Origin of the sequence: Kaistia terrae, assembly GCF_026344005.1 — a bacterium.
Classification (GTDB): Bacteria; Pseudomonadota; Alphaproteobacteria; order Rhizobiales; family Kaistiaceae; genus Kaistia; species Kaistia terrae.
Genome location: NZ_JAPKNH010000017.1, coordinates 16,060 through 42,249, shown reverse-complemented (window position 1 = coordinate 42,249; position 26,190 = coordinate 16,060). Strand labels below are relative to the sequence as shown.

Annotated in this window: 30 protein-coding genes, 1 tRNA gene and 1 pseudogene; 21 read left to right on the top strand and 11 right to left on the bottom strand. The window is 63.6% G+C overall.

All coding sequences use genetic code 11. The features are described 5' to 3' along the window. Nucleotides 1-31: 31 nt before the first annotated feature. On the top strand, nucleotides 32-478 hold the full coding sequence (locus OSH12_RS25345) for a hypothetical protein (protein WP_266346430.1): 447 nt from the start codon (nucleotides 32-34) through the stop codon (nucleotides 476-478). 9 nt (nucleotides 479-487) lie between these two features. Here the strand turns inward: OSH12_RS25345 and lspA are convergent, their stop codons facing one another. Genes lspA through OSH12_RS25330 form a run of 3 tightly spaced genes read right to left on the bottom strand, consistent with a single transcriptional unit; the run spans nucleotide 488 to nucleotide 2,815 of the window. After that, nucleotides 488-1,000 (bottom strand): signal peptidase II, encoded by a 513-nt coding sequence (gene lspA / locus OSH12_RS25340; protein WP_266346429.1) that lies wholly within the window; start codon nucleotides 998-1,000, stop codon nucleotides 488-490. 5 nt (nucleotides 1,001-1,005) lie between these two features. Then, nucleotides 1,006-1,842, bottom strand: a complete 837-nt coding sequence (locus OSH12_RS25335; protein ID WP_266346428.1) for a TrmH family RNA methyltransferase — start codon at nucleotides 1,840-1,842, stop codon at nucleotides 1,006-1,008. Continuing rightward, on the bottom strand, nucleotides 1,835-2,815 hold the full coding sequence (locus tag OSH12_RS25330; protein ID WP_266346427.1) for a class I SAM-dependent methyltransferase: 981 nt from the start codon (nucleotides 2,813-2,815) through the stop codon (nucleotides 1,835-1,837). The genes OSH12_RS25335 and OSH12_RS25330 overlap by 8 nt, the downstream gene beginning before the upstream one ends. A 281-nt stretch (nucleotides 2,816-3,096) precedes the next feature. Here OSH12_RS25330 and OSH12_RS25325 point away from each other — a divergent pair, with 281 nt between their 5' ends. The 7 genes from OSH12_RS25325 (at nucleotide 3,097) to irrA (ending at nucleotide 8,224) form a co-directional block, all read left to right on the top strand. Next, the gene (locus tag OSH12_RS25325) at nucleotides 3,097-3,765 is read left to right on the top strand and encodes a CoxG family protein (protein WP_266346426.1); all 669 of its coding nucleotides are present in this window, start codon (nucleotides 3,097-3,099) and stop codon (nucleotides 3,763-3,765) included. 119 nt (nucleotides 3,766-3,884) lie between these two features. Further along, nucleotides 3,885-4,388, top strand: coding sequence for a (2Fe-2S)-binding protein (locus OSH12_RS25320; RefSeq protein ID WP_266346443.1), 504 nt, complete (start codon nucleotides 3,885-3,887; stop codon nucleotides 4,386-4,388). Between the two features lie 6 nt (nucleotides 4,389-4,394). Continuing rightward, nucleotides 4,395-5,201 carry an FAD binding domain-containing protein gene (locus tag OSH12_RS25315; protein WP_266346425.1) on the top strand — a complete coding sequence of 269 codons (807 nt, stop codon included), beginning with the start codon at nucleotides 4,395-4,397 and terminating at the stop codon, nucleotides 5,199-5,201. A 170-nt stretch (nucleotides 5,202-5,371) separates the two neighbouring features. Continuing rightward, a complete protein-coding gene (locus OSH12_RS25310; protein WP_266346424.1) occupies nucleotides 5,372-5,623 on the top strand; it encodes a (2Fe-2S)-binding protein in 252 nt (83 codons plus the stop codon). A 95-nt stretch (nucleotides 5,624-5,718) separates the two neighbouring features. Beyond that, on the top strand, nucleotides 5,719-6,204 hold the full coding sequence (gene bfr, locus OSH12_RS25305; RefSeq protein ID WP_266346423.1) for a bacterioferritin: 486 nt from the start codon (nucleotides 5,719-5,721) through the stop codon (nucleotides 6,202-6,204). Nucleotides 6,205-6,412: 208 nt separating this feature from the next. Next, entirely contained in the window at nucleotides 6,413-7,627 is a 1,215-nt protein-coding gene (locus tag OSH12_RS25300) for an argininosuccinate synthase (protein ID WP_266346422.1), read from the top strand. 144 nt (nucleotides 7,628-7,771) lie between these two features. Continuing rightward, nucleotides 7,772-8,224: an iron response transcriptional regulator IrrA gene (gene irrA / locus OSH12_RS25295; protein ID WP_323180733.1), complete on the top strand. Its 453-nt coding sequence runs from the start codon at nucleotides 7,772-7,774 to the stop codon at nucleotides 8,222-8,224. A gap of 288 nt (nucleotides 8,225-8,512) precedes the next feature. Here irrA and OSH12_RS25290 read toward each other — a convergent pair whose 3' ends face one another. Then, complete coding sequence (locus OSH12_RS25290) at nucleotides 8,513-9,079, bottom strand: SH3 domain-containing protein (RefSeq protein ID WP_266346421.1); 567 nt, start codon at nucleotides 9,077-9,079, stop codon at nucleotides 8,513-8,515. Between the two features lie 216 nt (nucleotides 9,080-9,295). Here OSH12_RS25290 and OSH12_RS25285 point away from each other — a divergent pair, with 216 nt between their 5' ends. Beyond that, nucleotides 9,296-10,291 (top strand): 2-hydroxyacid dehydrogenase, encoded by a 996-nt coding sequence (locus tag OSH12_RS25285; protein ID WP_266346420.1) that lies wholly within the window; start codon nucleotides 9,296-9,298, stop codon nucleotides 10,289-10,291. A gap of 222 nt (nucleotides 10,292-10,513) precedes the next feature. Here the strand turns inward: OSH12_RS25285 and OSH12_RS25280 are convergent, their stop codons facing one another. Beyond that, complete coding sequence (locus tag OSH12_RS25280) at nucleotides 10,514-11,566, bottom strand: LacI family DNA-binding transcriptional regulator (RefSeq protein ID WP_266346419.1); 1,053 nt, start codon at nucleotides 11,564-11,566, stop codon at nucleotides 10,514-10,516. A 269-nt stretch (nucleotides 11,567-11,835) separates the two neighbouring features. Here OSH12_RS25280 and OSH12_RS25275 point away from each other — a divergent pair, with 269 nt between their 5' ends. Further along, nucleotides 11,836-12,009 (top strand): hypothetical protein, encoded by a 174-nt coding sequence (locus OSH12_RS25275; protein ID WP_266346418.1) that lies wholly within the window; start codon nucleotides 11,836-11,838, stop codon nucleotides 12,007-12,009. A gap of 400 nt (nucleotides 12,010-12,409) precedes the next feature. On the opposite strand, the gene moeB is transcribed toward OSH12_RS25275, so the two are convergent. After that, on the bottom strand, nucleotides 12,410-13,171 hold the full coding sequence (moeB, locus tag OSH12_RS25270) for a molybdopterin-synthase adenylyltransferase MoeB (protein WP_266346417.1): 762 nt from the start codon (nucleotides 13,169-13,171) through the stop codon (nucleotides 12,410-12,412). A gap of 239 nt (nucleotides 13,172-13,410) precedes the next feature. Between moeB and OSH12_RS25265 the strand changes: the two genes are divergently transcribed. Beyond that, nucleotides 13,411-14,340: a transglutaminase-like domain-containing protein gene (locus tag OSH12_RS25265; protein ID WP_266346416.1), complete on the top strand. Its 930-nt coding sequence runs from the start codon at nucleotides 13,411-13,413 to the stop codon at nucleotides 14,338-14,340. Here the strand turns inward: OSH12_RS25265 and upp are convergent. Continuing rightward, entirely contained in the window at nucleotides 14,302-14,931 is a 630-nt protein-coding gene (gene upp / locus OSH12_RS25260; RefSeq protein ID WP_266346441.1) for a uracil phosphoribosyltransferase, read from the bottom strand. The two genes, OSH12_RS25265 and upp, sit on opposite strands and share 39 nt — an antisense overlap. 176 nt (nucleotides 14,932-15,107) lie before the next feature. Between upp and OSH12_RS25255 the strand changes: the two genes are divergently transcribed. Genes OSH12_RS25255 through OSH12_RS25245 form a run of 3 tightly spaced genes read left to right on the top strand, consistent with a single transcriptional unit; the run spans nucleotide 15,108 to nucleotide 18,233 of the window. After that, nucleotides 15,108-16,340, top strand: a complete 1,233-nt coding sequence (locus OSH12_RS25255) for a phosphopentomutase (RefSeq protein WP_266346415.1) — start codon at nucleotides 15,108-15,110, stop codon at nucleotides 16,338-16,340. Continuing rightward, the gene (locus OSH12_RS25250) at nucleotides 16,341-17,318 is read left to right on the top strand and encodes an adenosine deaminase (protein ID WP_266346414.1); all 978 of its coding nucleotides are present in this window, start codon (nucleotides 16,341-16,343) and stop codon (nucleotides 17,316-17,318) included. A gap of 9 nt (nucleotides 17,319-17,327) precedes the next feature. Beyond that, nucleotides 17,328-18,233, top strand: coding sequence for a phosphate/phosphite/phosphonate ABC transporter substrate-binding protein (locus OSH12_RS25245; protein ID WP_266346413.1), 906 nt, complete (start codon nucleotides 17,328-17,330; stop codon nucleotides 18,231-18,233). A 139-nt stretch (nucleotides 18,234-18,372) separates the two neighbouring features. Here OSH12_RS25245 and OSH12_RS25240 read toward each other — a convergent pair whose 3' ends face one another. Continuing rightward, nucleotides 18,373-18,816: a MarR family winged helix-turn-helix transcriptional regulator gene (locus OSH12_RS25240; protein WP_266346440.1), complete on the bottom strand. Its 444-nt coding sequence runs from the start codon at nucleotides 18,814-18,816 to the stop codon at nucleotides 18,373-18,375. Nucleotides 18,817-19,102: 286 nt separating this feature from the next. Here OSH12_RS25240 and typA point away from each other — a divergent pair, with 286 nt between their 5' ends. The 4 genes from typA to OSH12_RS25220 all read left to right on the top strand — a co-directional run bounded on the left by typA (nucleotide 19,103) and on the right by OSH12_RS25220 (nucleotide 22,855). Next, nucleotides 19,103-20,923 (top strand): translational GTPase TypA, encoded by a 1,821-nt coding sequence (gene typA / locus OSH12_RS25235; RefSeq protein WP_266346412.1) that lies wholly within the window; start codon nucleotides 19,103-19,105, stop codon nucleotides 20,921-20,923. Between the two features lie 237 nt (nucleotides 20,924-21,160). Next, nucleotides 21,161-21,673, top strand: coding sequence for a GNAT family N-acetyltransferase (locus OSH12_RS25230; RefSeq protein WP_266346439.1), 513 nt, complete (start codon nucleotides 21,161-21,163; stop codon nucleotides 21,671-21,673). Between the two features lie 142 nt (nucleotides 21,674-21,815). Further along, complete coding sequence (gene ppa / locus OSH12_RS25225) at nucleotides 21,816-22,346, top strand: inorganic diphosphatase (protein ID WP_266346411.1); 531 nt, start codon at nucleotides 21,816-21,818, stop codon at nucleotides 22,344-22,346. A gap of 5 nt (nucleotides 22,347-22,351) precedes the next feature. After that, on the top strand, nucleotides 22,352-22,855 hold the full coding sequence (locus OSH12_RS25220; protein ID WP_266346410.1) for a DUF3828 domain-containing protein: 504 nt from the start codon (nucleotides 22,352-22,354) through the stop codon (nucleotides 22,853-22,855). A 149-nt stretch (nucleotides 22,856-23,004) separates the two neighbouring features. On the opposite strand, the gene OSH12_RS25215 is transcribed toward OSH12_RS25220, so the two are convergent. Next, nucleotides 23,005-23,322, bottom strand: coding sequence for a DUF167 family protein (locus OSH12_RS25215; protein ID WP_266346409.1), 318 nt, complete (start codon nucleotides 23,320-23,322; stop codon nucleotides 23,005-23,007). After that, nucleotides 23,319-23,609, bottom strand: a complete 291-nt coding sequence (locus OSH12_RS25210) for a YggT family protein (RefSeq protein ID WP_266346408.1) — start codon at nucleotides 23,607-23,609, stop codon at nucleotides 23,319-23,321. Before OSH12_RS25210 ends, OSH12_RS25215 begins: the two co-directional genes overlap by 4 nt. A 456-nt stretch (nucleotides 23,610-24,065) precedes the next feature. Here OSH12_RS25210 and OSH12_RS25205 point away from each other — a divergent pair. Next, nucleotides 24,066-24,141, top strand: a tRNA-Ala gene (locus tag OSH12_RS25205). Between the two features lie 430 nt (nucleotides 24,142-24,571). Here the strand turns inward: OSH12_RS25205 and OSH12_RS25200 are convergent. Further along, nucleotides 24,572-24,799, bottom strand: a complete 228-nt coding sequence (locus tag OSH12_RS25200) for a helix-turn-helix domain-containing protein (protein ID WP_266346407.1) — start codon at nucleotides 24,797-24,799, stop codon at nucleotides 24,572-24,574. A gap of 80 nt (nucleotides 24,800-24,879) precedes the next feature. On the opposite strand from OSH12_RS25200, the gene OSH12_RS25195 reads away from it, so the two are divergent. Both OSH12_RS25195 and OSH12_RS25190 read left to right on the top strand, forming a co-directional pair. Then, nucleotides 24,880-25,704: a hypothetical protein gene (locus tag OSH12_RS25195; protein ID WP_266346406.1), complete on the top strand. Its 825-nt coding sequence runs from the start codon at nucleotides 24,880-24,882 to the stop codon at nucleotides 25,702-25,704. 123 nt (nucleotides 25,705-25,827) lie between these two features. Continuing rightward, nucleotides 25,828-26,174: pseudogene (locus OSH12_RS25190) on the top strand (transposase); the annotation flags it as partial. Between the last annotated feature and the right edge of the window lie 16 nt (nucleotides 26,175-26,190).

Here is a 26,190-nt window from a genome sequence, read left to right as displayed (position 1 = left end):
AATGCAGGCACACCACGAACTGGATGTACGAATGATAAAGCAGATCTCCGTCGCATTGACTTTCAGCCTACTGGCCTTCGATCTGGCAGGCGCCGCGCCGGGTTGCCCGACCCTAGATCTACGCAAGGAGACAACTGCAACGTCATCCTTGTTGAGCAAGGCCGGACTGAGTGCGACCCAGCGCGCAGCATCGATGGCCTATCTTAAGAAGAAGACAGAAGCCTGGAACGAAATTCCGCTGAACCCGGCTGGCGCCGCGTGTGGGGTCCAGCCCATCGCCGCTCGCGTCGCGTCTTGTACGCGTGGCATGGCACGGGACCTCTTCGCCCAATCGTCGAAACCACTCGGCGCTGTCGAGCCGGTCCGTGGCGAACTGCGCCGACAACTGGGCCGAGCAAAGACGACAGTTGGCGAGTTGCTCTTCGCTGGAGCCGTCGGTGCATGTCAGGGCGCAGCAATCGACGCGTTTGGTCGCTGAAAGACGATCTCAGCCCTTTTTCCCGCCCTGGAACAGAAACACCCAGGCGAGCAGGATCGGGCCGAGGGTCAGGGCGACGTCGGCGAGATTGAAGACGAAGAAGCCGCGCTCGCCCCAATGCAGATACAGGAAATCGATCACATGGCCGTGCCAGACACGGTCGATCAGATTTCCCACCGCGCCGCCGGCAATCAGCGCGAAGCCGGTGGTGGCAAGCCGGCCACCGTCGGTCGAGCCGCGCCAGACGTAAAGCACGATCCCCGTCACGATCGCCGTCAGGACGATGAGGATCAGGCTGTCGGCGCTGTTGCCGAGCGAGAAGGCGATACCGGTATTGTTGACCCGGTAGAGCGCGACGAAAGGCAGGAATTCGACGCCCTGCTGGTAGACGAGATTGGCGTCGGCGATCCACTTGGAAATCTGATCGATGACGATCGTCAGCGCCATGACCGACAGGCCCAGCGCCGAGAACGGGCCGGGAATGCGGGCGGCGACGGTGGTTTCGGACGGCGTTTCGGACATGCGGATCAGAGCTTCAGCCGGTCGCGGCGGATTTCATAGAGCATCACGCCCGTGGCAATCGCCAGATTGAGCGAATCCGCCCTGCCCGCCTGCGGGATCTTGACCAGATGATCGCAGGTGGCGGCGAGATCTTCCGGCAGGCCCGACTGCTCGTTGCCCATGAACAGCATCACCGGCCGGTCATAATCGATGGTGCGGTAATCCGACTTGCCGGAGAGATGCGTGCCGACGACGATGCCGGGCCAGCCCTTCCGCCATTCCTTGAATTCGGCAACGCTCATGCGGGCGAGCTTCATGTGGAAGATCGAGCCCATGGTGGCGCGCACCGCCTCGACGCCGAACGGATCGACCGTGTCGCCGACCAGGATGACACCCTCGGCGCCCACAGCGTCAGCGGTGCGAATGATGGTGCCGAGATTGCCGGGGTCCTTGATGCCTTCCAGCGCCACCCAGACGCCGGTCGGGCCGGGCTTGATGTCGCTCTTCGGCGTCAGCTTCTGCTCGAACACGCCGACGACCATCTGCGGATTTTCGCGGCGGGTAATCTTGGCCAGCACCGCTTCCGAGACTTCCAGCACGTCGCCGCCACGGGCATGCGCGGTCGTCGCGACGCGCCGGACTACCGGATGGTCGGCAACCTTGGCGCCGTAGACGAGAATCTTGATCGGCCAGTCTTCCTCGACCGCGTCGGCGACCAGCTTCATGCCCTCAGTGACGAACAGACCGCTTTCCTTGCGGTTCTTCGGCAGCGCCAGGCCGCGAATATCCTTGATCGTCGGATTGGTCAGGCTGGTGACGGTCTTGACCGAGCCGGGAGCGGCAATCGAGGAATGATCAGGCATCGCGGGACCACCGGGAGAAGAGCGAGGTGGAAAGGGTGCGGCCGCCGCCTTCCTCGCGGATCAGCAACTCGCCGGATTCGAGCGTGCCTGGCAGGCCCGCGAGCGCCTCGGCCGAGGTCTCGTGGATCGCCATGAACGAGGCGCGGATCGAATAGGCCGACAGGCAGAGGAACAGCGCGTCGTCGGAGAGCAGCTGGCGACAGAGCGCCATCATCTCGGGCAGGCGCTCGAAGATGTCCCAGACCTCGCCATTCGGACCACGGCCGAACTTTGGCGGATCGAGGATGATGCCGTCATATTTCGAGCCACGGCGCACTTCGCGCTGCACGAACTTCATCGCGTCGTCGACGATCCAGCGCACCGGCAGATCGGCGATGCCCGACATGGTCTGGTTTTCGCGCGCCCAGCCGATCGCCTTCTTCGAGGCGTCGACATGCGTCACCTGCGCGCCGGCCATCGCCGCGACGAAGGAGGCGATGCCGGTATAGCCGAACAGGTTCAGGATCTTGGGCTGGCGCTTGGGATCCGCGTATTTCGCCTCGCGGATCTTCTGGCCGAACCAGGCCCAGTGCATTTCCTGCTCGGGGAAGAAGCCGACATGGCGGAAGGCTGTGAAGCGCCCGAGAAAGCGCATTTCGCCCTCGCCGACGGCGCGCGGCAGCGGCCAGACCATCGGCCAGGTCTCGCCCAGCGGCTTGTGATATTTCCAGCGGCCGTCGGAATCCTCGTCCTTGGCGCCGGTGAAGATCGCATCGGCGCGATCCCATTCCTCGGCGGAGAGACGCGGCGTCCAGAGCGCCTGCGCCTCGGGGCGGACGATCCGGAACGGACCATAGCGTTCGAGCTTCCGGCCGTGGCCGGAATCGATCAACGCATAGTCGGACCAACCCTCGGTCGTCAGCATGACCGGCCAGCGCGAAGCCGGGGTCTGGGAAGCGGAGGGGGCGATGGAAATCTCGGGAGCAGTCGTCATGTTCGGTTCATAGCGTTCGCCGCGCCGAAAGCCAATCGATCCGCGCAAGGAACGTGATGCGCGGCGCGCCGTTATTGACGCAGCGGGCCGGCTGTTCTCGGCGCCGCACGCCCTTGCCGCGATCGACGAAAGGGCGGCTTGACGTCGTCCAAGTCGCGGCTTGCCGTCGCCCAAGACGCATGCAAGCATAATCATTCCAGACAAGACCTCCGCCACAACGCGCGGACGGGCAGCGGATTGGCGACAATCATCTTCTGCCTGGCTCACAAGGACAATGATCCATGGAAATGACGGGCGAATACAGAATTCCGGCCGGACGCGATGATGTCTGGCGGGCGCTGAACGACCCCGAAGTCCTGAAGGCCTGCATTCCCGGCTGCCAGGAACTGACCCGGACGGCGGACGACGCCATGACCGCCAAGGTCGTGGCCAAGGTCGGACCGGTCAAGGCGACCTTCGTCGGCAACGTCACCTTCTCCAATGTCGTCGCTCCCGAGAGCTACACGATCCGCGGCGAAGGTAAGGGCGGCGTCGCGGGCTTTGCCAATGGCGGCGCCAATGTACGGCTCGCCGAGGATGGCGACGACACCATCCTGACCTATGACGTGCAGGGACAGGTCGGCGGCAAGCTGGCGCAGCTTGGCTCGCGGCTGATCGACACCACGGCGAAGAAGATGGCCGACGAATTCTTCGGCGCGTTCGCCGCCCGCCTCAGCGGCGAAGCGCCGCCGCTGGCGACGCCGGGCGAAGCCGAGATCGCCGACGAGTTGGAAACCGACCGGATCGAACACCAGATCGACGACGAATCGCAGGATCTGGCCGAGGTCGCGGAAGAGATCGAGAAAGAGGTCGAGGTCGCGGCAGGACGCGGCTTCCTCGGCGGGCCTTATGTCTGGGGGCTGCTGGCGTTGATCGTCGTGATCGGCTTCCTGGCGGTCACAACCCGCTAAAGCGTCTTCGAGCGACCAGGGTTCCGGTTCGCGTGAAGACGCGAGCCAACAAGGAGCACGGTGCGCGTCAACTTTCCGGTTCGCCCACCACAGGCCGCCGGAGATGAGAGGGAGAGATGATGACCAGCGTATCCATGACCGTGAATGGCAAGGAGCGACGGGCCGATGTCGAGGGCCGAACGCTCCTTGTCACGCTGCTGCGCGAAACCTTCGGCCTGACCGGTACGCATGTCGGCTGCGACACCTCGCAATGCGGCGCCTGCGTCGTGCATGTCGACGGCAAGGCGGTGAAATCCTGCACCATGCTGGCGGCGCAGGCCGACGGCTCGGCTGTCCTGACCATCGAAGGGCTGGCCCATGGCAGCGAACTGCACCCGGTGCAGGCGGCGTTCCACGAACATCACGGCCTGCAATGCGGCTTCTGCACGCCGGGCATGATCATGGCGGCTGTCGACATGATCGAGCGCCATGACGCACGGCTCGACGAGGCGACCATCCGGCATGAGCTGGAGGGCAATATCTGCCGCTGCACCGGCTATCACAACATCGTCAAATCGATCCAGGCCGCCGCCGACCACATGGCCGGCCAGCGCCATCCCGGCCTCGTCCAGGCGGCGGAGTGAACGACGATGTATGAGACGAATTATCATCGCCCGCGCGACCTCGACGAAGCGAAGAGCCTGTTCGCCGCTGCCGCCGAGGGGCGCTATCTTTCCGGCGGCATGACGTTGCTGCCGACGATGAAGCAGCGCCTCGCCGCGCCGTCCGACCTTGTCGACCTCGCCCGGCTGGTGGAACTGAAGGGCATCGTCGTGACCGCCGACACGGTGACGATCGGCGCTGCCGTCACCCATGCCGAAGTGGCGACATCGGCCGAAATCCGGGCCGTGTTCCCGGCGCTGGCAGCCCTGGCCGGCCAGATCGGCGATCCGCATGTGCGCCATCGCGGCACGATCGGCGGGTCGCTCGCCAATGACGACCCGGCCGCCGACTATCCGGCCGCGGTGCTGGCGCTAGACGCCACGATCGTGACGACGCAGCGCACGCTCGAAGCCGCCGATTTCTTCCAGGGCCTGTTCACGACGGCATTGGAGGATGGCGAGATCCTCGTCTCCGTCGCCTTCCCGATCCCCGCGAAGGCGGCATACGCCAAATTCCCCAATCCGGCGTCGCGCTATGCGATGGCGGGCGTGTTCGTCGCGATACTTGAGGATGGCAGCGTGCGGGTCGGTGTCACCGGGGCCGGCCAGGACGGCGTCTACCGCGACGCCACGTTCGAGGTGGCGCTGACGGCGGATTTCCAGCCCTCCGCGCTCGATGCCATCGTCGTCGATCCGGCCAACATGCTGGCCGACCTGCACGGCTCGGCCGAATACCGGGCCAACCTCGTCAAGGTAATGGCGAAGCGCGCCGTGGCGGCGGCTGGTTCGTCGTGACGAAATAGGGCGAGCGATTTGCCGGTCCCGGCCAAAGCGGTACGAGACAAGCGCCCACCTATGCGCGTGCGACTCATGGCGGCGGCGGTCGAGGAACGGCTGGCGGGCGCGGTCACAAAGGCTTATCTCTTGGAAAACGGAAGCCCACGGAGGCAACCTAGTCCGCTGTCATGATCGTTTGTTCCTGCAACTACCTCACCAAGACCCTCATCCTCGAGACGGCCGAGCGTTTGGCGCGCGAGACGCCGGGCCGCCCGCTGACGCCCGCCCGCGTCTACCGTGCACTCGGCGCCAAGGCGCAGTGCACCGTCTGTTTCATCCTCGTGCGAAAACTGCTGGCTGAGTCCGGCGCCATCGTCACCTGCCCCGAGCCGCTCGGCAGCAGCTCCGAGGAAACCGAGGACATCGCCGCCTTCGGCTGATGCCTCGCCGGAGTCCCGATTCCGAATTGTCATTTGACGATAGCGACCTTGCGCCCTATTCTGGATTTAGAACAATTCCAGAAAAGGATGCCGCCATGAAGGGCGATGCCAAGGTCATCGAGTATCTCAACCGTGCGCTTCGCCTGGAGCTGACGGCTGTCAACCAATACTGGCTGCACTACCGCCTGACCGAGGATTGGGGCTTCACGAAGCTCGCCAAGAAGGAGCGGGCCGAGTCGATCGAAGAGATGCATCACGCCGACAAGCTGATCGCGCGCATCATCTTCCTCGACGGTTTCCCCAATCTGCAGGTTCTCGACCCGCTCGAAATCGGCCAGAACGTCAAGGAAGTCCTTGAGGCGGATCTGCGCGGCGAATACGTGGCGCGGAACTACTACAAGGAAGGCCGCGACGTCTGCTTCGCCGCCGGGGACTATGTCTCGATGGCCCTGTTCGAAGAGCTGATGCATGACGAGGAAGGTCACATCGACTTCCTCGAGACCCAGCTCGGCCTCTACAACGAGCTTGGCAAGGAACTGTATTGCCAGCTCCAGGCCGCGCCGAGCAACGACGCCGAATAACGCATTCGCTCAAGCAGGTTCACCTGTTTGCGTAGCCTTGGGGATACCCGAGGCTCTCCGGCGCCGCAGCGGTTCACCACACCGCAGCGGCGCCGGATTTTTTTTGAGCCAGGCTGTCAGGGCGGCGGGAACCCGGCCGCGGTTGCTGGCCGGTTGCCGGCATACTATAAGCGCAGCCATCCTTCATTTTCGCGGAAACGGCCTCACAATGTCCGATGTCAAGAAGGTCGTCCTCGCCTATTCCGGCGGGCTCGACACCTCCATCATCCTGAAGTGGCTCCAGCTGGAATACGGCGCGGAAGTCGTCACCTTCACGGCCGATCTCGGCCAGGGCGAAGAGCTCGAGCCGGCCCGCCAGAAGGCCGAGATGATGGGCATCAAGCAGATCTACATCGAGGATGTGCGCGAGGAATTCGTCCGCGACTTCGTGTTCCCGATGTTCCGCGCCAACACCCTCTATGAGGGCACCTACCTGCTCGGCACCTCGATCGCCCGGCCGCTGATCGCCAAGCGCCTCGTCGAGATCGCCAAGGAAGTCGGCGCCGATGCGATCGCCCATGGCGCCACCGGCAAGGGCAACGACCAGGTCCGCTTCGAACTCTCGGCTTATGCGCTGAACCCGAACATCAAGGTCATCGCACCCTGGCGCGAGTGGGACTTCAAGTCCCGCACCGACCTGCTCGATTTCGCCGAGAAGAACCAGATCCCGGTTCCCAAGGACAAGCGCGGCGAAGCGCCGTTCTCCGTCGACGCCAACCTGCTGCACTCGTCTTCCGAGGGCAAGGTTCTGGAAGACCCGTCGCAGGAAGCCCCGCCCTACGTCTTCATGCGCACCGTGGCGCCCGAGGACGCTCCCGATGTCGCGACCTATGTCGAGATCGGCTTCGAGAAGGGCGACGCGGTTTCCATCGATGGCGTCCACATGTCGCCGGCAACCATCCTGACCAAGCTGAACGACCTGGGCCGCGATAACGGCATCGGCCGTCTCGACCTGGTCGAGAATCGCTTCGTCGGCATGAAGTCGCGCGGCATCTACGAGACGCCCGGCGGCACCATCCTGCTCGCCGCCCACCGCGCCATCGAAAGCCTGACGCTCGATCGCGAGGCCGCGCATCTCAAGGATTCGATCATGCCCCGCTATGCGGAGCTGATCTATTACGGATTCTGGTTCGCGCCGGAACGCGAGATGCTGCAGGCCCTGATCGACAAGAGCCAGGAGCATGTCGAGGGCACGGTCCGGCTGAAGCTCTACAAGGGCAACACCATCGTCGTCGGTCGTTCGTCGCCGAAGTCGCTCTATTCCGACGCGCTCGTCACCTTCGAGGACGATCGCGGCGCCTACGACCAGAAGGACGCGGCAGGCTTCATCAAGCTGAATGCGCTTCGTCTGCGCACGCTCGCAGCCCGCAACAAGCTGGGCTGACGCTCCAGAAGCGAGGCAACAGGCCAGTTTTTTGGCCTGTTGCTAAAGCTTCACTTTAGAGTTAGGTTATCTGGACTGGCCCGGCCTTCCGGGGATGAGGGCCAGTTTCGCTGCCTCGAACGTCAAGATACGGACAGATCCCAAATGCGTATGGACCTCGTCAGAAAAGCAACCCGCACCGCCGACAAGAAGGTTTCGGAAGTGCGCGTCATGCTGCGTACGGCGGGCTTGCGTCCGACGCGTCAGCGCCTGGCCCTGGCGGAGATCCTGTTCGAGCGCGGCAATCGCCATATCTCGGCCGAAGGCCTGCACGAAGAGGCGATGAGCCATCGCGTGCCGGTGTCGCTGGCGACGGTCTACAACACGCTGCACCAGTTCACCGAAGCCGGCTTGCTGCGCGAAGTCGCGGTTGACGGCTCGAAGACCTATTTCGACACCAATGTCGACGATCACCACCACTTCTACGTCGAGGGTGAGAACCGCGTTCTCGATATCCCGATGTCGACGCTGCGGGTCGAAGACGTTCCGGTGCCGCCCGAGGGCATGGAAATCACGCGCGTCGACATCGTCGTCCGCCTGCGCCGCATCGGCAACTGATCGCCTGAAGGCGTCTCGTCCGATTCACCGAGCGAGACCGAAGGATTTGCGCAGACGGGGCGGCCCCTGCCCTGTCGCGCCGGATTGCCGGATCGATCCCAATCCCGGATCGCTGGCGGTCCGTTTTTTTTGTGAGCATCTCCTGAAAGACCATCAGCCCTCTCCACGAGGGCGACGCGCGTGCGTTTGGCGGGATGACGCGCACATATGAACGCGCATGCCAAAAAGCCCTCGGCCGCTTGCGGGCGAGGGCTTGCTTACTTCAAGGCTGCTCCCCTCAAGGCTTGCTTACTCGAGGTCCTCGTCCGGATAGACACCCCAGAGATTGCTCTGCCTGATCCAGCCGCGAAAGCGCTTGTCGATCAGCCGGCACCAGCCATCCTCGCACTTTGAAACCGACGAAACGACCTTGGGCTGCAGATAGGCCGTGATTTCGGCCGTGTCGATCGGGTTGGCGCGGATCGGCAGCGGGTCGCCATCCTGCCAGGGCGCGATGACGGCCGTGCGCTTGCCGACGAGCAGGCTGTGGAAAACCCAGCCCTCGGCGCCGTCCGAATCGCGGATGCGGCGCCAGTTGTCGAATTCCTGGACGATTTCGACCGGCAGAGCGGAACGGGTGAACACCCACGAGACCTTGTAGCCCTGGCCGGGACCGACGCGAACATTGACGCGGCCGGCCTTGAGCGAGACGAAGCGTGGTAGCGGCAGGCCGCTCGGCCCGAGCTTTGGCGTCGCGCCGGCCGCGCCCTGGGCGACGGCGGGCAGGCTCGGCTGGGCAACGAGAGCGAGGGAGGCCACCAACGCGACGGCCAGCGCACGAGGGACCTGGCGCGCAAAACGCAGCCGAGCGGACATTCCCTGGATTGCAGACAAAACCATCGCGTAATCACCCCTCTTCTATCGCCCGAGGCTGCGACCGGAAGTTCTTTCCCGAACGCCCGACCTCCGAACCATTTATGATCGACGGGCTGTCTGGTAGAGGATCGAGATACGCAGCGACGGGGTATACCAGCCGACGCGCATAGTGTGACGCTCCATGGTTAAGGAGCTCTCAACGGAGAGGCCGACGCGATGAAGAAGAAGCCGCTTGTCATCGTCACGCGCCGGCTGCCGGACGCGGTCGAAACGCGAATGCGCGAATTATTCGACACGCAGCTGAACATCGACGACCGGCCGATGTCGCAGGCAGCGCTGATCGAGGCGGTGAAAGTCGCCGACGTTCTGGTTCCGACCGTGACCGACCGCATCGACGGCGCGATCCTCGCCGAGGCCGGCCCTCAACTGAAGCTGATCGCCAGCTTCTCGAACGGCTTCGACCACATCGATGTGGAAAAAGCTCTCGCCCGCGGAGTCACCGTCACCAACACCCCCGGCGTTTTGACCGAGGACACGGCCGACATGACGATGGCGCTGATTCTGGCCGTGCCGCGCCGGGTGGTAGAAGGATCGCGCGTGTTGACGCCGGACCATGACTGGGCCGGCTGGTCGCCGACCTGGATGCTGGGACGGCGCATGGCAGGCAAGCGGCTCGGCATTGTCGGCATGGGCCGGATCGGCCAGGCCGTGGCCCGCCGCGCCAAGGCGTTTGGCCTGTCGATCCACTACCACAACCGCCATCGCCTCTCGACGGAGATCGAGGAAGGGCTGGAGGCGACCTATTGGGACAGCCTCGACCAGATGCTGGCCCGGATGGACATCATCTCGGTCAATTGCCCGCGCACGCCCGGCACCTTCCACCTGCTGTCGGAACGACGGCTGAAGCTGCTGCGACCCGAAGCCTATGTAGTCAACACCTCGCGCGGCGACGTCATCGACGAAAACGCGCTGGCCAAGCTGCTGGAGACCGGCGCTATCGCCGGCGCGGGCCTCGACGTGTTCGAGCATGAGCCGACCGTGAACCCGAAGCTGCTGCGCCTCGCCGCCAAGGGCAAGGCCGTGCTGCTGCCGCATATGGGCTCGGCGACGATCGAGGGCCGCATCGCCATGGGCGAAAAAGTTCTCATCAACATCCGCGCCTATTTCGACGGCCACAAGCCGCCGGATCGCGTCCTGCCCTCGATGCTCTGAGTCGGCTAAGCATCACCGCTAAGCCGGATTCGGATTTTTTCGGGAGCGTCGCTTCGGCCGCCCCCTCCGCCATCATCCTGCGGTGCTTCGCGCAAGCGAAGTCAGGAGGGTCCAGCACGCCGGCTTGCAGACGACGTGCGTGCAACAAGTGGTTATCCCTGGACCCTCCTTCGAGGCCCGGCTTTGCCGGGCACCTCAGGATGATGGTCGAGTTTAAGTGCCCTACCCCGGCGCGGCGGTTGACGCGCGGACGATCAGGTCGACGGGGAGTTGCTCGCGGTGCGGTTCATTCATGCCGCCCAGAATCATGTCGGCGGCCTGGCGGCCCATGGCGGCGATCGGCTGCGCCACGGTCGTGAGCGGCGGATTGGAAATTTCGCCGTCCGGCACACCGTCGAATCCGATCACCGAAACATCGCCCGGCACGGAGATTTTTCGCGCCCGCAGCCAATCTAGCGCGATCAACCCGACACGGTCGGACATGCAAAGCAGCGCCGTGGGCGGGCGGTCGGAGCCGAACAGCTCTGCCAGCGCGGCCTCGACGCTGGCCGAAGTGTGATCCGTCTCGAAGATCGGCGCCGTCGCAGCGTCGACGCCGAATTCCACCATCGCCGCCTGATAGCCGCGGATGCGGTTTCGCGTCGTCGAATAGAGCGCGGCGTCAACCTCCGTCTCCGACACCGGCCCGATATGGCCTTCCGTGAGTTCCAGCGCCAAAATGGCGACGTCGCGGTGACCGAGCGCCATGATGTGGCGTCCGGCAGTTCGCGCCGATGAGAACTCGTCGATGCCGATGGCCGAAATCGTCTCATCCAGACCTTCGAGCTGAAGGGCGATGAAGGGCAACCGCCGTTCGCGGGTCAGCTCGACAAGCCGGGCGCCGCCTTCGATGCAGAACAGGATGAAGCCGTCGACAATCGCACTCTGGATGTTCCAGGCGAGCTTTTCCTCGTTCGCCGCCGAAACCAGGGAAATGCCGGCGCCATGCACGTCGCACGCCTCGGAAATGCTCGTCATGATGGCGCGGGCGTAGGGATCCTCGAAGAAATAGCCCAGCGGCGATGTGGTGACGACGCCGATGGCGTTGACCTTGCCGGCGCGCAGCAGGCGACCCTTGGGATCCGGCCCGGCATAGCCAAGCTCACGCGCCGCCGCTTCGATCCGTTCGCGCACTTCCGGACGGACGATCTCCGGCCGATTGAAGGCATTCGAGGCCGTGCCCTGAGAGACACCAGCGGCCTTGGCCACATCCGAAAGCTTGATCGCGCGCTTCATTCCGGTTTCACGTTCCTTCCGCTCCGCTGCGGACGGCGATACCGCCGCGCGCCTCCGCGTCGAGACATTCTAGCGCCACGCGGTCAGCCCGACACCCGCCTGCCCCGCGCTCGCTGGTCGCGGGAACAGAATTTTTGACACCATCCTTGTATCGGTTCAATTTTCGCTTGACCAGCTTTTTGCGAAGACCTATCTTGAACCGGTTCAATCGACGTGCGTGCGACCGTGAATTGAATCGATTCATAATTCATCGATCAGGAGGAGTCATCATGATTCCCGCCACTTATCTGTTCAAGAGCCTGTATCAGGACCGCTTCGAGCGCGAGCTTCCGCCCGCACAGAGCCGGCGCGCCGAGACACCGCCGCAGGACGGCCTGCGCGGATCGCGCCATCCCGCCATTCCCTTTATCGGCCTACTCGGTCTGTTCGGCCTTATCCGCTAAAGCAAGAAACATCTGGGTCGATTCCCGCTTTGCGCCCCGCTGAGGGAGAGGTCGAAGCGCAGCTCCGGGTGAGCGTTAAGGAAACCATCCGGTGAGGCCGTAAACCCTCACCCGCCAGCCTTTGGCTGTCGACCTCTCCCTCAGGGAGAGGTGAGGAAGGATGTTTCAGGCAAGCGAACTTCGCGGAAGTCCAGCTTCTCACCTCGCGCTACAGAACGCTGATAGGTGCAGCCCCAATGTCCAACATCCTGAGGAGGCTTTCGGAGAAAGCCGTCTCGAAGGACGCACAGCCTAAAGGAGTTTCCTTTGGGTTTGCATGTCCTCTTTGCGTCCTTCGAGACGGCCCTGCGGGCCTCCTCAGGATGTTGAGGGCGGAGTAATGCAGAGGGCGTTTCCTGACTTAGTCTCGCGCAGGTGTCTTCCGCTTGTAGCGGATGGTCTCGAAGCGCATGGAAAACGCATCGACGAGGAGCAGCCGGCCGATCAGCGGCTCGCCGATGCCGACGATCAGCTTCAAGACTTCGACCGATTGCAGGCTGCCCAGCACACCCGTGAGCGCGCCCAAAATGCCGGACTCGGCGCAGCTCGGCACCAGGCCGGGCGGCGGCGGCGCGGGAAACAGGTCGCGAAATCCAGGATTGCGGACGCCTTCGGCGTTGCTGGCCCAAGGAAGAAGTGTCGTCAGCGAGCCGTCGAAGCGCCCGACCGCCGCCGTGACCAGCGGCTTCCGCAATTCGGCGCAGCGATCGGCGGCGAGGAAGCGCGTCTCGAAATTGTCGGTGCCGTCCGCCACGACATCATAGGTCGACAGCAGCGCATCGGCATTTTGCGCATCGAGCCGCAGGGCGTGCGTCTCGATCGCGACATTCGGATTGAGGCGCTGCACGGCGTCGCGAGCGCTCTCGACCTTCAACCTGCCGATGCCGGCCGTATCGTGAATCACCTGCCGCTGCAGATTGGACAGCGCGACACGGTCATCGTCGACGACGCCGATCGTGCCGACGCCGGCCGCCGCCAGATACTGGATCAGCGGCGCGCCGAGCCCACCAGCGCCCAGCACCAGCACGCGCGCCGCCTTCAACTTCTGCTGCCCCGGCCCGCCGACTTCCGCCAGCAACAGGTGACGCGCATAGCGCTCGATTTCATCCGAAGAAAAGGTCATCGCCCATCCTAGAGCGTTTCGAGCGACATGCGCAGCGGTTCGCGTGAAGAAACGCGACGCGGCAGGAGCCAGAGCCTTCTCCGTTTTTGCGAAGGGCCCGAGGCTCCAAGTCACTGCCCACCCTGGATCAATGGACAATATGGCGGCAGCGACTGCCTAAACTACCGCCAGACCGCTACGGAACGCTTCGGCCCGCCGACGCATTGGGAAATCAAACCCATTTCGTGGAGAGAGGCGTCATGCACATCCGCATCGGATTCGACATTGCTTTCGAATGCCCGCAGCCCACGCCCATGCTGATGATGCTCCGGGTGCATCCCAGTATCGGCGACCGCATGATCCAGCAGGATTATCTCGTTTCCGATCCGGTGGTGTCGATCGACACCTATCTAGACGGTTTTGGCAATCTCGCCAGCCGGACGGTGCTGCCGGCCGGCCGAACCCGGATCTGGACCGAGGGCGTCGTCTATGATCACGGCGAGCCCGATGTGGTTGCGCCGGAGGCGCGCATCCTGCCGGTGCAGGAACTGCCGGAAGAATGCCTCGTCTACCTGCTCGGCAGCCGCTATTGCGAGACCGACCATCTTGGCTTCGTCGCCTGGCCGCTGTTCGGTCATCTGCCGGAAAATGGCTCGCGCGTGCAGGCGATCGTCTCCTATGTGCACAATCACCTGACCTTCAGCTATCCACTGGCAAGGCCGACCCGCACGGCGCTCGAGGCGCATAATGAGCGTTTCGGCGTCTGCCGCGACTTCGCCCATCTCGCCATCGCGCTATGCCGCGCCATGAACATTCCGGCGCGCTACTGCACCGGCTATCTGGGCGATATCGGGGTTCCCTACGATCCGGCGCCGATGGATTTCTCGGCCTGGTTCGAGGCCTATCTCGACGGTCGCTGGTATACGTTCGACGCCCGCCACAACAAGCCGCGCATCGGCCGCGTGGTGATGGCGCGGGGCCGCGACGCAACCGACGTGGCGCTGACCAATAGTTTTGGCAACGCCACGCTGGTGAGTTTTACCGTGCGGACCGAGGAAATCGAGAAGCCGGGACTCCTCGACAGCCAATCGCCGGCCGAGATCGACCGACCCGCTAGCGGATCCGTTGGTGACGGATCGCTGGGTGACGGATCACTTGGTGCCGTACATCCGGTCGCCGGCATCGCCTAGACCCGGCATGATATAACCCTTTTCGTTCAGGTTCTTGTCGATCGAGGCGGTGAAGATCGGAACGGTCGGATGGACGGACTGGAACTTGGCGATGCCCTCCGGCGAGGCGAGCAGGCACAGGAAGCGGATATCCTTGGCGCCGCGCTCGATCAGCTTGTCGACGGCGGCAATCGCCGAATTGCCGGTCGCCAGCATCGGATCGACAACGATGGTCAGCCGCTCGTCGAGGCTGTCCGGCGCCTTGAAGTAGTATTCGACCGCCTGCAGCGTCTTCGGATCGCGATAGAGGCCAACATGGGCGACGCGCGCCGCCGGCACGAGGTCGAGCATGCCTTCGAGCAGGCCGTTGCCGGCGCGCAGCACCGAGGCGAACACCAGCTTCTTGCCGGCGAGCGTCGGGGCTTCCATCTCGGTCAGCGGCGTCTCGATCGTCGTCGTCGTCATTTCGAGATCGCGCGTCACTTCATAGCAAAGCAGCGTCGAGATCTCGCGCAGCAGCCGGCGGAAGCCCGCCGTCGACGTGTGCTTGTCGCGCATGATGGTGAGCTTGTGCTGCACCAGGGGGTGATTGATCACCGTCACGCTGTTCATCATTGGCCTCGCTTGTCTTGGTTGCATGCACCGTAGCCTGCCGTTCAAGCGCTGGAAACCGCGCCGCCACGTCAACATGTCCCGGCAGCGCGGATTGTCCCCACGGAACGGTCCCGCTTGTGGCGCGGGGGCACCCCGGCCTATCCTGAGCGTCCCATCGTTCAGGTTGTCCTTTCATGTCGCGTGCCGTCCTGATTGTTCTTGATTCCGTCGGCGTCGGCGGCGCGCCGGATGCTTCGGCCTATGGCGACGCGGGCGCAAACACGCTTGGCCACATCGCGGAAGCCTGCGCGAGCGGGCGCGGCGACCGGGAGGGCCTGCGTTCCGGCCCCCTGCTTCTGCCCCATCTCGGCCGTCTCGGATTTGGCGCAGCCGCCCAGGGCGCCAGCGGCAGCTGGCCGGCCAACCTCCCCGCTCCCGGAAGGAACGCGATCTACGGACATGCGGCGGAGGTCTCGAACGGCAAGGATACGCCGTCCGGCCATTGGGAAATCGCCGCCGTGCCGGTGCCGTTCGACTGGGGCTATTTTCCGGAAACCGAGCCCTGCTTCCCAGCCGAATTGACCGACGCGATTGTCCGCGAGGGGAAGGTGCCTGGGATCCTCGGCAACAAACACGCCTCCGGCACCACCATCCTGGCCGAGCTTGGCGAAGAGCACATCCGAAGCGGCAAGCCGATTGGCTACACCTCGGCCGATTCCGTCTTCCAGATCGCCGCGCACGAAAGCCATTTCGGGCTCGAGCGGCTTTATGCGCTTTGCGAGACCGTGCGCCGGCTGGTCGACCCCTATTCAATCGGCCGTGTCATCGCCCGCCCCTTCATCGGCGAAACGGCCGAGACGTTCGAGCGCACCGGCAATCGGCGCGATTACGCTGTGCCGCCGCCGGAGCCGACACTGCTCGACCGCGTGATCTCAGCCGGTGGCCGGACGCTCGCCATCGGCAAGATCGGCGACATTTTTGCCCACAAGGGCATCAGCGACGTCAACAAGGCTTCCGGCAACGCAGCGCTGACCGATGCGACGCTGGCCGCGATGGAAGCGGCGAAGGACGGCGATCTCGTCTTCGCCAACCTGGTCGATTTCGACATGCTCTACGGCCACCGTCGCGACGTTCCGGGCTATGCAGCGGCGCTGGAGGCGTTCGACGCAAGACTGCCGGAGATCGAGGCGGCGCTTCGGCCCGGCGATCTCGTCGTCATCACGGCCGATCATGGCTGCGACCCGACCTGGCGCGGCACCGACCATACCCGCGAACAGGTGCCGATCCTCGCCTTCGGACGAAACGCGGACGGCACCCCGATGCCGGGAAAAAACATTGGCGCGCGAAAAAGTTTTGCCGATATCGGCGAGACGGTCGCGGCGCATCTCGGGCTGGCGCCCGGACGACATGGACGGAGTCTTCTCTAGATGGTTGCCCATATCCCCAAGGCCGAACTGCATTGCCACGTCGAGGGCGCGGCCTCGCCCGATCTCGTGCGCCGTATCGGCGCGCGGCACGGCGTCGACCTCGCCGGCCTGTTCGATGAGAACGGCGACTTCGCCTGGCATGATTTCACCAGCTTCCTCAACGCCTATGACCGCGCCGCCGCGGTGTTCCGCACGCCGGAAGACTATCGCGACCTCACCTTCACCTACTTCTCCAGCCTTGCCGCCGAGGGCGCGATCTATGGCGAGGTCTTCATCTCGTCCGATCACGCGATAGCCTCCGGCCTGACCTACAAGGATTATGTCGAGGGGCTGGCGCAGGGCATTCGCGACGCCGAGGCTGCGACGGGCATCGTCGGACGGATGATCGCCACCGGCGTGCGCCATTACGGCCCGGACCGGATTCTGGTCGCCGCCGAGACGGTCGCCAACGAACCGCACCCGCTCGTCACCGGCTTTGGCGTGGCGGGCGATGAACGCATGCATCACCCGCGCGATTTCGCGGATGCGTTTCGCATTGCCGGCGAGGCCGGCCTTGGCTTGACGGTCCATGCCGGCGAATTCGGCGGCCCGCAGAGCGTGCGCGACGCGCTCGACCATCTCGGCGTCAGCCGGATCGGCCATGGTGTGCGCGCCATCGAGGATGCCGACCTGGTTCGCCGCATCGTCGAGGAAGGCATCGTGCTGGAGCTTTGCCCCGGCTCGAACGTCGCGCTCGGGCTTTATCCGGACATTGCCGCCCACCCTTATAGCCGCCTGCAGGATGCCGGTGCCCGCGTCACTGTCAGTTCCGACGATCCGCCCTATTTCGGTTCTTCGATCGGGGCGGAATATGAGTGGTTGTCGACGGATCTCGGATTGTCCGACGCCGAGCTGATCGCGGCGACGCGCACCTCGCTTGAAGCCGCCTTCGTCGATGAACCGACGCGGGCCCGCCTGCTCGCCCGACTGCCCAGCTGAGGACAAGACATGCGCCACATCATCGCCTGGTTCGCCCTGCTGCTGGCCCTCACTTCGCCCGCGCTGGCGGACTGGCGCGACGATGTCGGCACGTTGCGGGTTGGCTTCATCGCGGGCGACAATCCCGCCTATGAGGTGGCGCGGCTGGAAAAATTCCGCTCGTACCTGCACTACGCGCTGGCGGTTCCAGTCGAATTGTTCCCGGCCCGCTCCTATGAAGCGCTGATCGAGGCGCAATCGACCGGACGCGTCCAGTATACTGTGCTGTCTTCGCTCGCGTTCCTCGCGCTCGACCAGCGATGCGTCTGCGCCGAGCCGCTGGTTCAACCGACAACAGCCGACCACGCTCGCGGTTTTCGCGCCCTGCTGGTGACGAAGAGCGATAGCGCGATCACCTCGCTCGCCGATGCGAGAAACACGCGGATTGCCGTCGGCGCCAAGGATTCGCTATCCGGCCGCCGCGCGCCCTTCGCGGGGCTTGCCAGCGAGGGGATCTATCCCGAAAGCTATTTCCTGCGTATCGTCGAGACCGCTGACAGCGAGACGGCGCTGCGCGCGCTCATCGCCGGGGAGGTCGATCTCGCCACGGCCTGGTCCTCGTCCAGCGAGCCGCTCAGCCCGGCGATCGGCTCCGGCCCGCTCGCCGTCCTTGCCGGCGATGGCGCGCTGTCCCCCTCGACCCTGCGGGTGATCTGGCAATCCGAGCTGATCCCGTTCGGTCCGCATGTGGTGCGAAAGGATTTGCCGGACATGGCGAAATCGCGGCTGCTGCAAGCGTTGACGGACATGCGCAACACCAACCCCGACGCCTATGACGCCATCGAGCGCGGCTATCCCGGTGGCTTCGTCGCCGCCGACCCCGTGCTCTATCGACACCTGGCCGAATTCTTGAACATCGCCCCCGGCAAGGACTAGCCGTTTTCGAGCGACGCGAGATCGCGTGAGAAAAGCGGGGCGGCTCAGAAGCGGGGCCCTCTCCCACAAACAAGAAAGCCCATCCGATCGGCCGAACGGAATGGGCTCTGTATTACGGAGCGAGTTTTGACGGGGCCGCTCAGGCGAGCAGGTCGTCGCGGCTCAAGAGGTTATCCTGCATTTTCAGCAGCGCCAGCCGCATCGTCTCGGCCACGTCGGGATCGATGCCGCGTTCAGCGTCTTCACGAACGGACTTTCCGATCGTTCGGATGCGCCTGACAACGCCGGCGGCGTTCGGGGTGAGACGGATCAGCTTGGCCCGACGGTCGGCAGGATCCTGTATCCGCTCGACCAGAGTCGCAGCCTCCAGCCGATCCAGGAACCCCACCAGGGTCATGGGCTCGACGCTGAGCTCGTCGGCGAGGGTCGATTGTCGCAGCCCCGGACGCCTGCTCACGAAAGCAAGCGTTCGCGCTTCGGCGACCGTCAACCCGAGCCCTGCGTTTTCAAGCGCCTTCTCGAAGCGCCTCCGCAGTAACCGCGCCACGTCAACCAACACTAATCCGAGCGGATCTTCCATCATGGCGGCCAAGATGTGACTCTCCGATTAAGCATAAGTATACCAAACTATTATACCAATTTCTCATCTTATTATCAGGAAATTCGATAAAACAGTCAAGCTGACGAACAGATGGCACGGCTTCACCTCCCCACTTGACCCCGTCACAATTGCGAGATAGGTGGCCTGCAAAGAACGGCTCAGGATGGGAGGTTGCGTTTCGTAGCCTTTTCGATCATTTTGCGCCGCAAAATATGCTGGCCGTCTCGAGGCACCTGTCCGACGCCGCCGCGCCTTTTCGGATTCGCAAATGACACTTCGCAATATCGCCATCATCGCGCACGTCGATCATGGCAAAACAACGCTCGTGGACAAGCTGCTTCAGCAGTCCGGTTCTTTCCGTGACAACCAGCGCGTCGCCGAGCGCGTCATGGATTCGAACGACATCGAAAAAGAGCGCGGCATTACCATTCTCGCCAAGGCGACCTCGATCACCTGGCACGAGAACCGCATCAACATCGTCGATACGCCGGGCCACGCCGATTTCGGCGGCGAAGTCGAGCGCATCCTGAACATGGTCGACGGCGTGATCGTTCTCGTCGACGCCGCTGAAGGCCCGATGCCGCAGACCAAGTTCGTGGTCGGCAAGGCGCTGAAGCTCGGCCTGAAGCCGATCGTCGCGATCAACAAGGTCGACAAGGCCGACGCCCGCATCCAGGAAGTCGTGAACGAGGTGTTCGACCTCTTCGCCGCCCTCGACGCCACCGACGAGCAGCTCGACTTCCCGATCCTCTACGGATCCGGCAAGAACGGCTGGATGGCCAATTCGCCCGACGGCTCGCCGGAAGATGGCATGACGCCGCTGTTCGAGCTGGTGCTGAAGCATGTGCCGGAGCCGCATGTCGAGGAAGGTCCGTTCAGCATGATCGGAACCCTGCTCGAGGCGAACCCCTATCTCGGCCGCCTGATCACGGGCCGCATCACGTCGGGCTCGGTCAAGCCGAACCAGACGCTGAAGGTCCTGTCGCAGGACGGCTCGACGGTCGAGTCGTTCCGCGTTTCCAAGATCATGGCTTTCCGCGGCATCGAGCGTCAGCCGATCGAGGAAGGCGTGGCAGGCGACATCGTCGCCATCGCCGGCATGACCAAGGGCACCGTCGCCGACACGTTCTGCGATCCGGCCGTCACCGAGGCGATCAAGGCGCAGCCGATCGATCCGCCGACCGTGTCGATGACCTTCATGGTCAATGACAGCCCGCTCGCCGGCACCGAAGGTGACAAGGTCACCAGCCGCATGATCCGCGACCGCCTGATGAAGGAAGCCGAGGGCAACGTCGCGCTGAAGATCGAAGAGTCGGACGGCAAGGACGCCTTCATCGTTTCGGGCCGCGGCGAGCTTCTGCTGGCCATCCTGATCGAGAACATGCGCCGCGAAGGCTATGAGCTCGGCGTTTCGCGTCCGCGCGTGGTCTTCCAGAAGGACCTTTCGGGCCAGACGCTCGAGCCGATCGAAGAAGTCATCATCGACGTGGATGAGGAGCATTCCGGCATCGTCGTCCAGAAGATGTCCGAGCGTAAGGCCGACATGATCGAGCTGCGCCCCTCCGGCGGCGACCGCCTGCGTCTGGTCTTCCACGCTCCGACCCGCGGCCTGATCGGCTACCAGGGCGAGCTTCTGACCGACACGCGCGGCACGGCGATCATGAACCGCCTGTTCCACTCCTACGCCCCGCACAAGGGCGAGATCGTCGGCCGTCGCAATGGCGTTCTGATCGCCAACGAGTCGGGCGAGGCTGTCGCCTTCGCACTCTGGAACCTCGAAGATCGCGGCCCGATGATGATCGAGCCCGGCTGGAAGGTCTATGAGGGCATGATCGTCGGCGAGCACACCCGCGACAACGACCTCGAAGTGAACGTGCTCAAGGGCAAGAAGCTCTCGAACGTTCGTTCGGCCGGCAAGGACGAAGCCGTCCGCCTGACGCCGCCGATCCGCATGACCCTCGAGCGTTCGCTCTCCTGGATCTCGGATGACGAGCTGGTCGAAGTGACGCCGAAGTCGATCCGCCTGCGCAAGGCGATCCTCGACCCCACGGCCCGCAAGCGCGCTGACCGTTCCAGCAAGACTGCCTGATCCAGCACGATTGCGGATCGGCGGCTCTCGCCTCAAGCACGAAGATTTTACGGCGGCGCCCCAGGGCGCCGCCGTTTTTCTTTCATTTTCGGGCGGCGCCTCGCCCCGGTTTTGGTGCTGGCGCATGAGCCTTCGCGGCGCTTTGGCGTGACCGCCTTGTCACGTCGCGACAAAGACGAACGACGGAAACCAAAAAGCCTCTTCCCCGACGCGAAGCTCGGACATATCTTGGTCGACATGAGCACGCTGTCGATCGATGTACGTCGCGCAGAAGCCAGTGATGCGGAGGCCATCGCCGCCGTTCACGATAGCGCTTGGCGTCAGGCGTATGATGGGTTGATCCCGGCCAGGGAACTCGGCCGGATGATCACGCGGCGTGGCGCGGCCTGGTGGCATCGAGCCATCCGGCGCGGCACGGGCATCGTCGTCATCGATGTCGGCGGCACGGTGGTCGGCTACGCGACCTATGGCCCCAACCGGGCGCGAAACCTGGTCCAGCGTGGCGAAGTCTACGAAATCTACATGCGGCCGGAATATCAGGGCGTCGGCCTGGGCACGCGGCTTTTCCTGGCGGCCCGGCGCGAATTGCTGCGGCACGGCTTCGATTCCGCCGTCGTCTGGGCGCTGGCCGAAAACGAGGGCGCCTGCCGCTTCTACAAGAATGCAGGCGGCCGCAAGATCGCGCGCGGCAGCGAACGCTTCGGTGACAAGGTGCTGGTCAAGATCGCTTTCGCCTTCGCCCGCGGCTGAGCCGGGCATCATCCCATCCACCCATGTTCCCCGTTCCCCCATGCGATCCCCTTGGGCACAGCTGGGCTGCGGCGAATTCGGGCTTGCAGGCCGGGATGGCGCCTCGTAAAGGGAAGCCCTCTTTCCCATTGAGGTACCCGCTATGAACATCGATGCTGTTCCGATCGGCAAGAACCCCCCGCACGACATCAACGTCATCATCGAAGTTCCGGTCGGCGGCGAGCCGATCAAGTACGAGATGGACAAGGAGGCCGGCGCGCTCTACGTCGACCGCTTCCTCTACACCCCGATGCGCTACCCCGGTAATTACGGCTTCGTGCCGCATACGCTTTGCGGCGATGGCGACCCGATCGACGTGCTCGTCGCCAACCAGCGCGCGATCATCCCCGGCGCGATCATGAACTGCCGCCCGGTCGGCGTTCTGAAGATGCGCGACGAGGGCGGCGAGGACGAGAAGATCCTGGCCGTGCCGTCGACCAAGCTGACCCGCCGCTACGAAAACGTGAAGTCCTACAAGGACCTGCCCGAGATCACGCTGCAGCAGATCGAGCACTTCTTCCGCCACTACAAGGATCTCGAAAACGGCAAGTGGGTCGAGATCACCGGCTGGGGCGACATTGACGAGGCGCAGCAGCTGATCGTCGACGCCATCGAACGCGCCAAGAAGGCCTGATCTCGATGTCGCTCACGCGGCGCGGCATCGCGCACCTCCTGCTGGTCGCAACGCTCGGCGTGAGCCTGACCTCGACAAGCATCGGATCGTCGGTTGCCGCCGACGATCCGCCATTCTTCGGAGATCCGGCCGCTTTTGTCTCGGCGATCTACGAACGCTATGAGCCCGGCGGCGAGGGCATGCCGCTCGACAGCGCCGAAACCATCCGCAGCCTGTTCGAGCCGCGCCTCGCCCAGCGGATGATCGACGATAGCGCCGAAGCGGCGGCGATCGGCGACGCGCCAAAACTCGACGGCGATCCCTTCATCGACGCGCAGGACTGGGACATTGCCGACATCCGCATCGATGTCGAGGCGAGCACGCCCGAGCGGGCCGAGGGCCATGTCACCTTCGTGAATTTCGGCGAAGCCAAGCGGATCGACCTGCAGCTCGTGCTGCTCGAGGACGGCTGGCGCATCCGCGACATCCTCTTCCCGAACAGATCCCTGCGCGGGCTCTACTCGCACTGAAGCCCTTCGCCCTCTCCCCCAGCGGGACAGGGCGCTACGACCAGCCTGGTGTCCACGGGGAGATCGGGCGCTGTGCGCTCCCGCACCGCTTGAGGGACGTCAGGGTGAGGGTCTGTCGGCAGGCAGGGCACAGGTTGCTCGAAAGCGCCCTACCCCGCCAGCGCCTCCAGCCGTGCGACAATTTCCGGAACATCGCCGTCGACGCGCAGGCTCTTCAGCCGCGCCGTATGGCCTGAGATCAGCGACACGGCCGAACGCGGCACACCGACCGCCTTCGCCAGCACGATCTCGACCGCCGTATTGGCCGCCCCCTTGTCGGGCGCTGCCCGCACGCGGGCCAGGATGACCGCGCGGCCGTCGGCCAGCGCGCCGATCCCATCGATCCCGTCCCGGCCGCCCTTCGGCGTCAGGCGCAACTGGACCACGACATGGTCGGCGCCGACGCGAAAGAAGCCGTTATCACTCAAAAGACGTTGGGGTAGATGTAGCGGATTATGACCTGCTGGATCAGGATGATACCGAGCAGCAGGATGATCGGCGAAATGTCGATGGCGCCGAGGCTTGGCATGAAGGCGCGGATCCGGCGCAGCAGCGGTTCGGTCGCCTGGTACAGGAATTTTCCGATCGAGGCGACGACCTGGTTGCGCGGATTGACCACGCCAAAAGCGTAGAGCCAGCTGAACAGGGCGCTGGCGATCACGATCCACCAATAGAGGTTGAGGGCGATCATAACGACGTCGAGGATAGCGCGCATGGGTTTCCCGGGATGGTCGCGGAAGAATTTGGAAGTCCTGATGTAGCGACCGGCTGCCCCCACCGCAACCCACGGGCGACAACGCGAGCCCCGAGCCGAAGCGCCAGCCCCTCGGCCGGCAGCGCCAGGCTTTCGCGCAAGGGCCATCCGCTGGAGAATTTCGTCGGCTCTCCGAAACGGCGCAAGGCTCCACCGCCCTGCTTGGTCGCGTTTTCGCCACGCGAAGCGGCGCCGATTTCGCTCTCAGCGGAGCGGCATCCACGGGCCCGGTTCTGGCCCCAGGCGAAGCGGCATGCCACGTGCCAAGTTCTGACCGCTGGCAGGAGGCGCCCACAAGGCGTGGTTCGGCCTCTGGCACGAGGGCTTACCCAGTGCGAGCACGATGCTGCCGCGACGTTTTCGTGTCGCTTGACAGCCTTCCGCCGGTCTTCCTAAATATCGGCGTCGCCACGCGACGGGGCCGTAGCTCAGATGGGAGAGCGCTGCAATCGCACTGCAGAGGTCAGGGGTTCGATTCCCCTCGGCTCCACCAATTATTTCAATAGCTTAGATGTATTGTCCTAGGGAACCGAACCACCGACTCACCATGCACTCACCAAAATGGGAGTGTATCGACGTCCTTCGGGCGAGACTTCAATCTGCCATGAAATGCAGGCTTCTCAAAACCGTTGAAATCCCGGCGTCAGATGGCTGGTGCCTCGTAGTACGAAAAGCCCGGCGGCAGCGAAGCCGCATTCCGATCTGTAGCTATGGCTACACTGTGACAGGCGGGCGTGAGCGCAACGTAGAACTCCGCTCAGCTTTGCGCCGCTAACTTGGCGTCCGGATCGGTGAGCCATTTCGTGATCGGCCCCGTCGGAAAGATGACGACGCTAATCGCACTACCTTAGGCGGTCCAGCCACCGGCCATCGTTAGCCGCGGTCATGTAGTAGGCGCTCCGACCGCACGACGAATAGATCTCTCATCGGCTGTCTTCTCGGCCGTCCGGCCGAACAAGATCTAGGTGGGTGACGCCAAGGGCGTGTGCGAGCTCATGTAGGCTGAGGATGGTCGGGTTTCGCTTACCGCGTTCGAGGCCGCTGAGGTACTGCTGACTAAAGCCGGAGCGCTCTTCGACTTGCTCTTGGGTAAGCCCCTTCTCCCGCCGGATGCGCGCGAAATTCCTTCCAACTAGGGCCCGAATGTCCATGGCCCATCGATCGCAGTTTACGCACCTCGATTTTATCAACTATAGTATGTAACGTGCGATGCGCGCTGGAGGATTTGGGGATGACTGAAATGGGAGGCCTGGATCGGTCGGCTAAGCAAACTCTCGACCGGCAACTCGCAACAGGCGCAATCGATGTTGACGACTACCGCAGGCGTCTCGAAGCCCTTCAGGGTGTCGCTATCCCGACGCGCAGCCATACCGCCCCCTTGGAGAGCAGGCCGAAAGCTCCAATGGCGGAGTTCGAAGAAATATCTGTCTTCGATACCCATATATCGATTGGAAACAGGGATTATCGCTTCACTGACGTAGTTGCGGTGGAGGGAGGCGCTTTTGAGAGTCGGATGAATCTCATCCCGTACATTAAATCATCCACCATGGAAATTATGTTTCTCGACGGCACCCATGTTAGAAAAAACGAGGAGGGCTTGTTCTTTAAAGGACGCCGCCACAAGGCTATCCGCCATTTGCTGTCGTTAATCCGCAAGCTGACATTTCAACCATGCTTAGAGGAGCTTTGTGCCGACCTCCGCGCTGGCGCAGTCAAGATCGGAATGGAGAGCGACACCCCGATCAAGTCGGTTGTATCGGTCGCTTTGGATAGCATGCGGTCACGGAGAATGACCGCTATCTATCTCGACAGAGAAGGGGCGATCAGCAACGGCAGCTTCTCACTCAAACTTTCTCACTGCCGACTGAAAGGACAGCTTGAACTTGGCATACATCGTCATCAGCTTCGTCAGCCGTATAGTGTTTACGCCAGCGATAAGAAAACCCTCATGGAGCGCTCGCCTAATGTCGCCCTACGGTTCGACATCGAAGGGCGATATCGGTCTGACGTCGTTATGGCTCTTCTGCGCTGGATGGCCGATGGCAATCGTCTTTAGCGCTGATGCCAGCCTTGAGGCCTCCGGTGTCGGTCAAATCGGAGGTCTTGGCTGACTGGTCTGCGCCTTTGAAGTGATCCATTCCTTATCTTGGTCTGATGACCAGAATGAATGGAGCCGAACATGGCCAGGAAGCGTCACAAGCCCGAACAGATGATAGCCAAGCTGCGGGAGGTTGACGTGCTGACAGGTTGGAGTCGGTCGATCTCGGAGGCGGTGAAGACGATCGTGGTGACGGAGACGACGTACTTTCGCTGGCGGTCGGAGTACGGCGGCATGAAGACCGACCAGGTCAAACGGCTGAAGGCGCTGGAGGTCGAGAACATGCGGCTGCGTCGTGCGGTGCCGGACCTGACGCTTGACAAGCTCATCCTGCCGGAGGCGGCCCGGGGAAACTTCTGAGCCCTTCCCGTCGCCGGGCGTGCATCGACAAGGTGCGGGCAGAGCTAAAGGTGTCGGAGCGTCGCGCTTTATGATCCTGCGCGG